This is a genomic window from Cryobacterium breve (genome assembly GCF_027594785.1).
GTDB lineage: Bacteria > Actinomycetota > Actinomycetes > Actinomycetales > Microbacteriaceae > Cryobacterium > Cryobacterium breve_A.
In genome coordinates this window covers 2,427,507-2,439,828 of the sequence record NZ_CP075584.1, presented here as the reverse complement: position 1 = coordinate 2,439,828, position 12,322 = coordinate 2,427,507, and the positions used below count along the sequence as shown (strand labels likewise).

Here is a 12,322-nt window from a genome sequence, read left to right as displayed (position 1 = left end):
CTCCGAACTACTGGCAACCGCACGCCGTGCGGTCCCTACCAGGAGGAACATCCCATGCGCACTTCACCGAATCGCCTCGTCGCCACCGTCTTCGGTGCCGTCTACCTACTCGTCGGCCTGCTCGGCTTCGCTGTCACGGGCGGCGTCAGCTTCATCGCCACCCAGGGCGGGCTCCTGCTCGGCCTCTTCGCCGTCAACCCGCTGCACAACGTCGCCCACCTGCTGATCGGCGCCGCGCTGCTCATCGCCGGACTCTCGGGCGTCACCGCGGCCAAGTCCGTCAACACCACCGTCGGCGCGGTCTACCTGCTCCTCGGAATCGTCGGGTTCTTCATCGCGAGCTCGGCCCTCAACATCCTGGCCCTCAACACCGCCGACCACTTCCTCCACCTCGCGAGCGCGATCGTGCTGCTCGGAGCGGGCCTCGCGACAGACAAGGTCGTCCGGCACTCCGCGGTCGCCTGACCCGTCCCACCCGGCACCGCACAACCGCAGCCCACACCCCCACGAACAGGAGCATCATGACCCCGATCAGCCGCCTTTGGTTGGCCTTCTCCGCCATCGGCGCGGGCACGATCCACCTTGCCGTGGGGGCGAGCGCCCCGGTGCTCCTCATGATCACCCTGGTCGGTCTCGGTGCCGCCGAGCTCGGCTGGGGCGCCGTAACGCTGGTCCGGGGGCGGGCACTCGCCCCCGGGGCAGCGCTCTTCGGAGCCCTCATCCCCGTTTTCATCTGGGGTGCCGTCGCGACCCTCGGCAGCGGCCTCGGTGTGCCAGCGGCCGCGACCGGACTCCCGCTGCAGCCGATGGCCACCGCCACGCTCTTCGACCTCTTTCTCGCCTGCTCCCTCGCACTCGTGCTGCGCCGCACCCGCCGCACCACCAGCACCAGCACCACAGAGGGAGTTCCACGTGCCTCCGCGGGTGAGACGGCGGGCGGGTGGCGCTTCCTCGCGGCCCTCACACTCGCGGCCCTCGTCGTCTCCGGGCTCACCACTCCGGCGCTGGCCGCGACGGATGCCGGCGCGCACGCCGTCCCGCACGGCTCGCACGGTCTTCCCCTCGCGCCGACCCCCGACGCCCCGGCCGGCCACCACCACTAGCCGGCTGTTCCCGGCGACCGGCCGCGGCATCCGCTGTCGAGGAGAGGCGGCCCGGTCAGGCCGCGGGCAGCGCGCCCTGGCTGCCCATGAAGCGCTGGACGTCCTCGTCGACGATGATGTCGCTCGGCCGCAGCGGCCGGGTGAGGTACAGGCCGTCGAGGTTGGTCAGCCGGCTGAGCGCCACGTAGGTCTGGCCGGGGCTGAAGACGCGGGTGCCGAGGTCGACGATCGCCCGTTCGTAGGTCGCGCCCTGGGACTTGTGGATGGTGACCGCCCAGGCCAGCCGCAGCGGGAACTGGGTGAACTCGGCGACGACGTCCCTGCTCAGCTTCTTCGTCGCCTGGTTGTAGCTGTACTTGTACTTCTCCCACACGGCCGGCTCGACCTCGTGCGTCGTGCCGTCGATCTCGACGAACACGGTCGAGTTCACCTTCGTGACCGTGCCGATGCTGCCGTTGACCCAGCGCGGGCCGCCGTCGAGCGGGGAGTCGTTCCGCAGGAACATCACCTGGGCGCCCACCTTGAGCTCGAGCACCGCGTCCGCCGGATACGTGCGGCCGCCGAAATCGCCGGTGACCTCGGCCTTCGCGGTGAGCGCCTTGCCCGGCAGTCGCTTGAGCGCCGCCGCGTTGATCCGGTTGACCGCGTCGTTGCGGGTCGCGAGGGTGATCACGCCCTCCGTCGGCGGCGTGCGGGCGCCCGCCGCGTTGAGCGCGCCGCCGATCTCCGCGGTGACCTGCCCGTACCGCACGGCGTTCAGCATGTGCCGGAAGTCGGCGTCGCGCTGCCGGTGCACCTCGGTCAGCTCGAAGATGCGCAGGCTCGGCGCCCTTCCAGACCTTCGCGTCGAAGAACCACATCGACCGATAGGTGTCGGTGAAGTACGCCCGCTCGTCGGAATCGCCGGGCACCGGCGCGAGCTGGTACGGGTCGCCGAACAGCACGATCTGCACGCCGCCGAAGCTGTCGTTCGGGCGCTGCCTGGCCTGGCGGAGGCTGCGGTCGATCGCGTCCATCAGGTCGGCGTTGACCATCGAGACCTCGTCGATCACGACGGTGTCGATCGTGTTGAGCAGCTTCTTGACCTGGTCGTTCTGGTCGATCGCGTGGTCGGCGATGACCCCGATCGGCAGCCGGAAGAGCGAATGGATCGTCTGCCCGCCCACGTTGAGCGCCGCGACACCGGTCGGGGCGGCGATCACGATCTGCTTGCTGGTGTTCCACGACAGGTGGTTCAGCAGCGTCGACTTGCCGGTGCCGGCGCGCCCGGTCACGAAGACATTCTGGCGCGTGTTCTCGATGGCCTGGTAGACCTCGGCCTGCTCACGCGACAACGAAATCGGGGACACGGGTCGCTTTCAGTAGGAATGATGGGAACATTCCACTTTATCCGCCCTGGCCGGTGCCGGGGTGGATGCCGGGCATTCGTGGACAACGTCACTGACGGCCCGCGCCCACGCCCGTGATCGCCCGCCACCGCCCACCGGCCGCACCCTCAGAGTCGCGCCCGTAGAATGTGCACGTGAGCAACCGCGACCGCACGGCCCTGCGCGAACGGGGTCGAACCCTCGTCACCGTCGTCGTGGTTGCCGTCCTCCTCGTCGCTGCGCTGTTCGCGGCGATCGGTTCGCTCAACCGCGAGGTCTACAGCGCGGGCGGTTTCGTGCGCCAGTACCTCGACGCTCTGGCCAGGCACGACACCGCGAGCGCGCTGAGCCTGCCGGGGGTGACCCCGACCGCGGCAGAGCAGACGGCGGCAGGCCTGCCGACGGATCTTCCCGACACCCTGCTGCGGGCATCCGTGCTCAGTTCGATCACCGCGATCAGCCTCGTGAGCGACACCGCGACACCGGGTTCCGCGGGCACCGGCGCCGCCGAGGTGCACACCGTCGTCTACGCCTTCGACCTCGACGGCGCGCCGGCGACGATGGAATTCCGGGTGGCGAGGGCCGGCACGTACGCGGCCGTCTTCGACTCCTGGCGCTTCGACACCAGCCCGCTCGCGGTGCTCGGGGTCACGGTGCTGCACGAGGCGAGCTTCTCGGTCAACGGCCTCACCCTCGACACCCGCGCGCACGCTGCCCCCGACGCCCCTGTGACCTTCTCGAACCAGGCCGCCTACCTCGCCTTCGCCCCGGCCCGGTACACGATCGCGCACGAGTCAGCCCTGCTGAGCGCGGCGCCGCAGTCGGTTCCCGTGACGCAGTCCGGGGCGACGGATGTCTCGGTCGACGCCGAACCGAACGCCTCCTTCGTCGGCCAGGTCCAGTCCGAGCTCAACAGCTTCCTCGACACCTGCGCGACGCAGAAGGTGTTGCAGCCCTCTGACTGCCCGTTCGGGATCGAAATCAACGACCGGGTCAAGTCGGTGCCGACCTGGTCGATCGCCGAATACCCCGCCGTGACGCTCGCCGCCGGGGACACTGCCTTCGACATGCCGTCGACGGCCGGGCGGGCGCACATCAAGGTGGCCGTGCAGTCGCTCTTCGACGGGGACCTCAGCACCCGGGACGAGGACGTGCCGTTCGCGGTCGCGATCCAGGTCGTCGTGGGGGCAGACGGGTCGCTCGCGATCCAGCTCCGCTGACCCGTTCCGCCCGGGACTAGGGCTGCCGGGTGTCGCGCGAGGCGAGCCGCCTCGAGCTGGGCGTTGTAGCGGATGAGCTCGGCCTCGCCGGTCCGGTCTGCGTTGCGGTCCTTGCGCCGGGTTTCCTTCTCGTCGCTGCGGGACCACTGGATCGCAACGGCGATCGCGAGCGCGATCGTCGGGATCTCGCCGACGCTCCAGGCGATACCGCCGCCCAGCTGCTGGTCGGCGATCGCGCTGACCCCCCAGGTGCGGCCCATCGCGCCGTACCAGTCGGCGAGGAGGAGGCCCGTCCCGGTCATCAGGGCGACCCCGAAGAAGGCGTGGAACGCCATCGTTCCGAGGAGGAGCAGCAGCCGGAAGGCGTACGGCAGCCGGTACGGCACCGGGTCGATGCCGATCAGGGACTGCACGAACAGGTACCCGGTGATCAGGAAGTGCACGACCATCCACTCGTGCCCGATGTGGTCGGTCGTCGCCCAGCTGAACAGGTTCGAGTAGTAGAACACCCAGAGCGACCCGGCCCACAGCACGGCGGCGACGATCGGGTTGGTCAGGACGCCGGCGTAGCGGGAGTGCACCGCGAGGAGGATCCATTCGCGGGCTCCGCGGCTCTCGTCGGTGCGCTTGTGGATGGCCCGGGCGGCGAGGGTGATCGGGGCCCCGGGCACGAGGAACACCGGCACGAGCATGGTCAGCGCCATGTGCATCAGCATGTGCGAGGAGAACAGGTACTTCGCGTACAGGTTGGCGCCGCCGTTGGTGATGTAGAAGAGGATGAGCATCCCGACGACCCAGGACACGGTCCGGTAGAGCGGCCAGGCGTCGCCGCGCTTGTGCAGCCGGTACACCCCGGCCAGGTAGAAGAAGATCCCGAACGCGCAGAACAGCACCCAGGCCAGGTCGAAGTCCCATTCGGTGAAGTAGCGGGCGAAGGTCAGCTCGGGCGGCAGGAGCTCGCCGGTGAGGATCTGCGCGGGGGTCGAGGTGGCGACCTGGGTCGCGACGACCTGGGCGACCGGGGTCGCGGTGCGGGCGAGTGCCGCCGCGACGCCAGAGGCGAGTCCCATGAACGCGAGCTCGGCGACCACGAGCCACCAGAACCAGGTGCCCGCGCTGCGACCGGCGGCGCCCGGTCCCGCGAGCGTGGCCCGGTGCATCCGCTCGACGAGGAACCTGCGCTGCAGCACGCCGAAGCCGCCGAGCGTGATGAGGGCCACGACCTTCACGAGCACGAGGATGCCGTACGGGGTCAGGAGCCGGTCGATGCTGCCGATGCGCAGGCTCGGCGCTGACGTAGCCGGAGGCCGCGACGACGATGAAACTCACCAGGGCGAGCGTTGAATACCGACCGATGACGGCGTTGATGCGGGTGCCGTCGAGCCTGCCGGTGGAGCACGATGATCGTCAGGAGCCCACCGAGCCAGATCGCCGCGAACACGAGGTGCAGCCCGAGTGCGGTGATCGCGACGTCGTGGCCCGCGCTGCCCGCCGCGTGGCCCTGGAGCGCCATCGGAACCAGGGCGCCGACCGCGAGCGCCGTGACGAAGACGAGCCCGGTCTGGCTGCGCACGGCGAAGCACAGCACCGTGACACCCGCGGCGATGAGTGTGGTCGCGAGCCAGGCCTGGCCGAGTTCGATGTCGCTGAAGAACTGGCCGGCCGTCGCACTGAAGCGGTCGTCGAAGGCGAGCGGGACATCCGTCACCTGCAGGAAGGTCAGGAACCCGGTGAGCGCCGATGCGGCGGTGAAGAGGGCTGCGGCCCCGGCCGCGAAGTCGAGCGAGGTGCCGTATGCGCTCTCGCGGGGGCTGAGCGCGAAGCAGGCGAGCACGAGGGCGCCGATCGTCCCTGCCGCACCGAGGTTGACCAGGAGCTTGGCGACCGGGAGTCCCCAGCGCACGAGCGGCCCCGGGTCGGCGAGCAGTTGCGCGGCAGCGCCGCCGCCGTAGGCGAGGGCGAGCAGGGTCGAGAGCACGGCCACCAGGAGGAGGGCTGCAGGACCGGAAATCCGCACGAAACGAGGCACCGCTCCAGCTTAACCGGCCCGCCGGTGGGCAGCCCGCGAGCCGATGCCGCCGGCCGACACACAGAGGAGGGCGCCGGCCGAAGCCGACGCCCTCCTCGGGGTGAATCTGGTGAATCTGGTGCGAATGCTACTTGGCGGCGGCCTTCAGCTTGCTGCCGGCGGTCAGCTTGACGCGGTGACCGGCGGCGATGGCGATTTCCTCGCCCGTCTGCGGGTTGCGGCCGGTGCGCGCCGCGGTGGCGGTGCGCTCGACGCCGAGCCAGCCCGGGATGGTGACCTTGCCGTCGTTGGCGACGGTTTCGGCGAGCGCGGCAAAGAATGCGTTGAGCACGCTGTCGACGGCGACCTGGCTCTGGCCAGAGTCTGCGGCAACCTTGGCAACGAGCTCGGTCTTGTTCAGCGACTTGTCAGCCATTGAGTGTCCTCCTCGGACCTTCATCTGTAAAAAAACAGGTATGCGGGTGATGCGGGCGACGCCAGAAGACGCCTCCGTTGGTCGGTTGGACCGCGTTGAATCTAACAGAGTTCCGGGAACTTCCGCGTATTTCCGGCTTTTTCGGCATCTTGGGGTGCTTTTTGCCCCTCCTGGATGCCCATTTCCGCTGTGCGCGGAATCCGGGCGGAGTCGGAACGGAATCCGGGATGCCTCGCCGGCGCATCCGCCCGGGTACGCAAAAGGGGATGTCGACCGGAGTCGACATCCCCTCATTCGCGGAACCGGAGTTCAGCGGAGCGATTCAGCGGGTGTTACCAGCTGGACTTGGTGATGCCGGGCAGCTCGCCGCGGTGCGCCATGTCGCGGAAACGCACGCGCGAGATGCCGAACTTGGAGAGGTGGCCACGGGGGCGACCGTCGACGGCGTCGCGGTTGCGCACGCGCACCGGCGAAGCGTTGCGGGGAAGCTTCTGGAGGCCGAGGCGGGCTGCCTCGCGCGACTCGTCCGTACCGGACTCGTCGACGAGGGCCTTCTTCAGGCTCCAGGCGCTTGACGGCGTAACGGGCAACAACGATCTTGCGCTGTTCGTTACGGGCGATCTTGCTCTTCTTGGCCATGTGTTAGCGCTCCTCTCGGAAGTCAACGTGCTTGCGCACTACGGGGTCGTACTTCTTGAGTACGAGACGGTCGGGGTCGTTACGACGGTTCTTGCGGGTCACATACGTGTAACCGGTGCCAGCCGTCGAACGGAGCTTGATGATCGGGCGGACGTCATGCTGCTTGGCCATTAGATTTTCTCCCCACGGGCGAGCAGGTCCTTGACGACCGACTCAATGCCACGAGCATCGATAACCTTGATTCCCTTGACCGAGAGGGTCAGGGTGACGTTACGGCGCAACGAAGGCACGTAGTACTTTTTGGTCTGTACGTTCGGGTCGAAACGACGCTTGGTGCGTCGGTGCGAGTGCGAAACGTTGTGTCCAAAGCCGGGAACGGCTCCGGTCACCTGGCAGGTTGCTGCCATGGTTCTCCTCCAATACCGAAGGGCGAATGCCCTTCCCAAGATCTCTTGTCGGCCGGGCACAGCAGTTCCACTTCACTGGTTCAGGAAGCGAAGCCGATGTATTCCGGCAGTGCACGCAAAGATATGCGCAGCAACCGCCAACTCTACGGGTCGGCGGGTGTCCGCGCAACTCGGCTCAGGCGATGGCGGTGGTGGCGGCGGATGCCGCGGTGCACGCCGCGCAGAGGCCGAATACGTCGACGACGTGGGCGGCCTGGGTGAAGCCGTGCTCGGCGGCGACGTTCTTCGCCCAGGTTTCGACGGCATCCGCTTCGATTTCGACGGTGAGTCCGCAGTGCCGGCAGATCAGGTGATGGTGGTGGTCGGTCGTGCTGCAGGCCCGGTAGAGGCTTTCGCCGTCGGGCGACTGCAGGCAGTCTGCCTCGCCTTCCCCGGCAAGGTCGGCGAGGGCGCGGTAGACCGTCGCGAGTCCGATCGGGGAGCCGGTGGCGTGCAGGCGGCTGTGCAGGCCCTGCACGCTGACGAATCCGACCGTGTCGCTGAGGGCCGTGCGCACGGCCTCGCGCTGCCAGGTGTTGCGCTTCATGACTTCCACCCTAGGCTGGCCCGGGTTCCGGCACGACCGGTGGCCGGCCGGGCGGTCTGGGCGCGGGTCAGGAAACCACTGGTCCGGGGGCTGCCGGCCCGGGAGCGGAGCCTGACGCACCGCGAGTGCCAGCAGGAAGAAGGCTGCCGCGGTGAGCGCGATCGCCGGCCCGGCGGCGACGTCGAGGGCGCGGGAGAGCAGTACCCCGCTGATCCCGGCGGTCGCCCCGAGGACGGGTGCCGCGATGAGGATCTGGCCGACGGTGCGGGCGAGCAGGCGCGCGGCGGCCGCGGGAGCGGCGATCAGGGCGATCGCGAGGATCGCGCCGACGGCGGGCATCGCCGTGACGACGGTCGCGGTGATGAGGCCCAGGGTGAGCAGTTCCACGGGCCATTCCCGGTAGCCGGCCGCGCGGTAGCCGTTCGGGTCGAAGGTGGAGAGCAGGAGTTCCTTGCCGAAGAAGACGACGGCCAGCACGGCGAGCCCGAGCACGCCGGCGGCGAGCCCGATGTCGGAGCCGGTCGTGGTCAGGATGGATCCGACGAGGAACGAATCGACGTGCACGGGCAGGGACGGGTTGAGCGCCTGCAGGAGCACCCCGAGCGCGAAGCCCGCCGTGAGGACGATGCCCGAGGCCACCTGGCTGCCCTGGCGGCGCACCCGGCCGATCAGGGTCATGATGCCGACGATGGCGATGCTTGCGACGAAGGCCCCGAGCGGGATGCTCAGCCCGAGCATCGCGGCGCCGACCGCTCCGGGGAAGGTCGCGTGGGTGAGCGCCTGGGCGAAGAAGGTGCGCCTGCGGAGCACCACGAGGGAGCCGACGAGGCCGCAGAGCGCGCCGATCACGGCGGCGGCGAGGAGCGCGGTGCTGAAGTAGTCCATCAGCGCACCGCCGCGGGAAGGGGCCGCAGCGCGCGCACCCGGTCGAGCAGGAGCCGGCCGACGAGCGCGAGCGCATAACCGGAGACGAGCACGAGCACAACGGTCGCGCCGCTCGGCAGGTTGACGCCGGCCCCCACGGAGGCCAGATAGCCGAGGGAAAGTCCGAGCCACGCCGCGACGGCGGCGAACACCGCCGCGACCGGGAACAACAGCCAGAGGCGCACGGTCACGAGCCGTGCGACCGCGCCGGGAACGATCAGCACCGCGAGCACGAGCAGGGTTCCGACGGCGCTCGACGCGGCGACGACGACGAGGGCGATCGCCACGTTGAGCACGAGGTCGAGCACGAAGGGCCGGTAGCCGACGGCGGAGGACCCGGTGCGGTCGAAGGCGCGGAAGAGTTGCTCCTTGAGCGTGACGGCCACGAGGAGGAGGGCGATCGCGCAGATCACGACCGTCTGGACGACCTCGACCACGCTGATCGTGAGCAGCCGCCCGAACAGGAGTTGTTCGAGCTGGCCGACGTAGTTGGTCTCCCGGGAGACGACGATCACGCCGATGCTGAACATGGCCGTGAACACGATCGCGATCGCGGCGTCGACCGGAACCGCGCGGCGCATCAGCACGGCGAGCACCACGGCGGTGAGCACGGCCGCGACGATGGCCCCCGCGAAGAGGCCCTCGCGGCCGCCCCAGACGAAGCCGATCGCGATGCCCGGGAACACCGCGTGGGTGAGTCCGTCGCTGATGAATTCGAGCCCGCGCAGGTTGACGAGCACGCCGACGATGCCCGCGACCAGGCTGAGCACGAGCAGCACCATGAGGGCGCGGGCCATGAACGGCAGGGAGTATGCGTCGAGGAGCGCGCCCCAGGCATCCACTCAGTGCCCCGTGTGGCCGGGCACGACGACCGTGTGCTCGTCGAGTTCGACCCCGACGGAGCGGAAGGTGCGCTGGACGTTCTCAAGGCTGAGCACCTCGTCGAGGGGGCCGAACGCGACCTGTCCGCCGTTGAGGAGGAGGACCGATTCGCAGACGTCGCGGGCGAGTTCGAGGTCGTGCGTCGAGACGAGCACGGCAACGCCGTCGGCCTTGAGCCGCTTCACGGTGTCGACGAGCGCGTTGCGGTTCTCCTGGTCGAGGCCGTTGAACGGTTCGTCGAGCAGGAGCAGGCGGGGCCCGGATGCGAGGGCGCGGGCGAGAAGTCCGCGCTGCTGCTGACCCCCGGAGAGTTCGCCGAACCGGGTCCTGGCGCGTTCGGCGAGTCCGACGGCCTCGAGGGCCGCGGCGACGTGCGCGCGGTCGCGTTTGCCGGGCAGGCGCAGCCAGCCGAGGGAACGGTACCGTCCCATCATCACCACCTGCTCGAGGGTGACCGGGAATTCCGGGTCGAGCTCGTCGGCCTGGGGCACGTACCCGACCGCGCCTGCGGGGGCCGGGGATTCACCGAGCACCTCGACGGTGCCTTTCGTTCGATGGATCAGGCCGAGCACACCCTTGAGCAGGGTCGACTTTCCCGAGCCGTTCGGCCCGATCAGGGCGACGGCCTCGCCCGCGCGCAGGTCGAAGGTGACGTCTTCGAGCGCGGGCGTCTGGGCGTATGCGAAGGATGCCCCGGCCACGTGGAGGGCGAGCGGCGCGGTGCTCCTCGGTTGAGAATCGTTCTCGTTCACGTCTTCACTCTCGCAGGTCTGCCGGGACGGCGGTGGGGGTGACACCCCAGGACTCGAGGATCAGGCGCACATTGTGGACCTGGGAGGCGATGTAGGTGGCGCCGTCGCTGCCCGCCGGGCCGAGGGAGTCGCCGTAGAGGGCGTTCTCGCCGGAGTAGACGGTCACCCCGGCCTGCCGGGCGATCGTGTCCGCGGCCTTGGGGCTGATCGACGCCTCGGAGAAGACGGCCTTGACGCCGGTGGCCCTGATCTTCGTGACGAGCTGGTCGATGTCGCTCGCGCTCGGTTCGGCGTTGTCGTCGAAGCTGGGGATCACGCTGCCGACGTAGGTGATTCCGTACGCGGTCGTGAAATAGCCGAAGGCATCGTGGTTGCTGACGAGGAGCCGTTCCGCGACGGGGACGGGGTCGATGTTCGCGCGGATCCAGCTGTCGAGTGCGGTGAGCCGGGTGTCGTACGCCGCGGCGTTGGCCGCGAGAGCGGCGGCGCGTCCGGTGTCTGCTGTGCTCGCGGTCGCGAGGCCTGCGGCGATGGTCCGGATCATGGCCTCCGCGTTGGCGACGTCGGTCCAGATATGCGGGTTGCCGCCAGCGTGGTCGTGTGCGGCATCCGTGGATGCGTCGCCGGCCGCTGAATCGTTGCCCGCCGCATCCGCTGCGATCGTGATTCCGGCGTCGGAGTCGATCGTCACTCCGTGGAAGCCCGAAGCGTCGATCGCGTCGGTGAGCCATTCCTCGAGGCCGACGCCGTTGATCACGAGCACATCGGCACGGCCGAGGGCCGTCAGGTCGGCCGCGGAAGGGTCGTAGCTGTGTGCACTCTGGTTCGGCTGGATCAGCTGGGTGATCGTGACACCAGGGGTGTCGCCGATGATGTTCCGGGTGAGGTCGGCGACCTGGGTCGTCGTCGCGACGACCTTGAGATCGCCCGCGGAGCCCCCGAAACCGCCCGCTGACCCGGCATTCGAGGCCGAGCATCCGCTGAGGGCGAGCGCGGCCGCGGCCAGGAGCGCGGGGAGGACGAATCGGGAAGCGGTCACACAGTGACGGTATCCCTATTGATAATGATTGTCAAAACCATTAGGTCGCAGCGGCGCTGACTGCGGCCGCCAGTTTCCGGTGCGGACAACTGTTGCCCGCGTACGAGCCACAGTTGTCCGCACCGGCAACAGTTGTTCCGCGGTGCGGCGGCTAGACGATGCCGGAGGTACCGAGGAGCGACCCGATCAGGAAGGTCACGACGAGTGCTGCGGCGCCGCCGAGCACGACGCGGATGATGGCGCGGAGCTTGGGGCTGCCGCCGAGGTGGGCGCCGGTCGCGCCGAGCGCGGCCAGGGCGACGAGCACCGCGCCGAAGGTGATCGGGATGCGGACGCTGGCGGGCAGGAGCAGGATGGCCAGGAACGGGAGCAGGGCCCCGAGCGTGAACGCCGCGGCCGAGACCCAGGCGGCGTGCCAGGCGCTTACGACATCGTCCTCGGTGATGCTGTGCTCGGCGAGCAGGTGGGCGCGCACCGGGTCGATCGCCGTGAACTCCACGGCGACCTGCCGGGCCGTCGCGGGCGCGAGGCCCTGCTTTTCGTAGAGTTGCGCGAGTTCCTCGAGTTCGCCCTCCGGGTCGACGCTCAGTTCGCGCTTCTCGCGCGCGATCAGGGTGCGCTGGCTGTCGCTCTGGCTGCTGACGGAGACGTATTCGCCGAGGGCCATCGAGATCGCGCCGCCGACGAGGCCGGCGGTGCCCGCTGCGGCGATGACTGCTGTCGAGCCGCTCGCGCCGGCGACGCCGACGACGAGGGCAGCGACGGAGACGATGCCGTCGTTGGCGCCGAGCACCCCGGCGCGGAGCCAGTTCAGGCGGCCGGCGTGGCTCTCGCTGCGCTTCTGGTCGTCGGCTGCTGCCTCGACCGCTGGGACGACGGGGGCGATTCTGGCGGGGGCGATGGAGGTCATGAAGAACATCAGACCACAGGGAATCCGCGCCCGCCAGCGTGGAAAGCCT

Annotated in this window: 12 protein-coding genes and 4 pseudogenes; 2 read left to right on the top strand and 14 right to left on the bottom strand. The window is 69.4% G+C overall.

The genetic code is table 11. The annotated features are described in order from the left end of the window. Positions 1 to 54: 54 nt before the first annotated feature. Positions 55 to 465, top strand: coding sequence for a DUF4383 domain-containing protein (locus tag KIV56_RS11980; RefSeq protein ID WP_281533611.1), 411 nt, complete (start codon positions 55 to 57; stop codon positions 463 to 465). Between the two features lie 56 nt (positions 466 to 521). Continuing rightward, positions 522 to 1,103 (top strand): hypothetical protein, encoded by a 582-nt coding sequence (locus KIV56_RS11975; RefSeq protein ID WP_281533610.1) that lies wholly within the window; start codon positions 522 to 524, stop codon positions 1,101 to 1,103. Between the two features lie 55 nt (positions 1,104 to 1,158). On the opposite strand, the pseudogene KIV56_RS11970 reads toward KIV56_RS11975, so the two are convergent. From KIV56_RS11970 to KIV56_RS11905, 14 genes and pseudogenes are all read right to left on the bottom strand, one after another. After that, positions 1,159 to 2,452 (bottom strand): annotated as a pseudogene (locus tag KIV56_RS11970) (ATP-dependent DNA helicase). A 295-nt stretch (positions 2,453 to 2,747) separates the two neighbouring features. Further along, a complete protein-coding gene (locus tag KIV56_RS11965) occupies positions 2,748 to 2,969 on the bottom strand; it encodes a hypothetical protein (RefSeq protein WP_281536257.1) in 222 nt (73 codons plus the stop codon). 27 nt (positions 2,970 to 2,996) lie between these two features. Beyond that, the gene (locus KIV56_RS11960) at positions 2,997 to 3,152 is read right to left on the bottom strand and encodes a hypothetical protein (protein ID WP_281536256.1); all 156 of its coding nucleotides are present in this window, start codon (positions 3,150 to 3,152) and stop codon (positions 2,997 to 2,999) included. A 573-nt stretch (positions 3,153 to 3,725) separates the two neighbouring features. Then, positions 3,726 to 5,719: pseudogene (locus KIV56_RS11955) on the bottom strand (cytochrome c oxidase assembly protein); the annotation flags it as partial. 127 nt (positions 5,720 to 5,846) lie between these two features. Then, positions 5,847 to 6,134, bottom strand: a complete 288-nt coding sequence (locus KIV56_RS11950; protein ID WP_134534790.1) for an HU family DNA-binding protein — start codon at positions 6,132 to 6,134, stop codon at positions 5,847 to 5,849. Positions 6,135 to 6,466: 332 nt separating this feature from the next. Next, positions 6,467 to 6,773: pseudogene (rpsN, locus tag KIV56_RS11945) on the bottom strand (30S ribosomal protein S14). Between the two features lie 3 nt (positions 6,774 to 6,776). Beyond that, the gene (gene rpmG, locus KIV56_RS11940; protein ID WP_092322741.1) at positions 6,777 to 6,944 is read right to left on the bottom strand and encodes a 50S ribosomal protein L33; all 168 of its coding nucleotides are present in this window, start codon (positions 6,942 to 6,944) and stop codon (positions 6,777 to 6,779) included. Beyond that, positions 6,944 to 7,180 carry a 50S ribosomal protein L28 gene (gene rpmB / locus KIV56_RS11935; protein ID WP_134448494.1) on the bottom strand — a complete coding sequence of 79 codons (237 nt, stop codon included), beginning with the start codon at positions 7,178 to 7,180 and terminating at the stop codon, positions 6,944 to 6,946. Before rpmB ends, rpmG begins: the two co-directional genes overlap by 1 nt. A gap of 175 nt (positions 7,181 to 7,355) precedes the next feature. Beyond that, entirely contained in the window at positions 7,356 to 7,766 is a 411-nt protein-coding gene (locus tag KIV56_RS11930; protein WP_281536140.1) for a Fur family transcriptional regulator, read from the bottom strand. Positions 7,767 to 7,895: 129 nt separating this feature from the next. Next, positions 7,896 to 8,651, bottom strand: a pseudogene (locus KIV56_RS11925) (metal ABC transporter permease); the annotation flags it as partial. Then, positions 8,651 to 9,532, bottom strand: coding sequence for a metal ABC transporter permease (locus KIV56_RS11920; protein WP_281533609.1), 882 nt, complete (start codon positions 9,530 to 9,532; stop codon positions 8,651 to 8,653). The gene KIV56_RS11920 and the pseudogene KIV56_RS11925, both read right to left, overlap by 1 nt. Next, the gene (locus KIV56_RS11915; protein WP_281533608.1) at positions 9,533 to 10,324 is read right to left on the bottom strand and encodes a metal ABC transporter ATP-binding protein; all 792 of its coding nucleotides are present in this window, start codon (positions 10,322 to 10,324) and stop codon (positions 9,533 to 9,535) included. Positions 10,325 to 10,328: 4 nt separating this feature from the next. Beyond that, positions 10,329 to 11,363 carry a metal ABC transporter substrate-binding protein gene (locus KIV56_RS11910; RefSeq protein ID WP_281533607.1) on the bottom strand — a complete coding sequence of 345 codons (1,035 nt, stop codon included), beginning with the start codon at positions 11,361 to 11,363 and terminating at the stop codon, positions 10,329 to 10,331. A 151-nt stretch (positions 11,364 to 11,514) separates the two neighbouring features. Further along, positions 11,515 to 12,273, bottom strand: coding sequence for a VIT1/CCC1 transporter family protein (locus KIV56_RS11905; protein ID WP_281533606.1), 759 nt, complete (start codon positions 12,271 to 12,273; stop codon positions 11,515 to 11,517). Between the last annotated feature and the right edge of the window lie 49 nt (positions 12,274 to 12,322).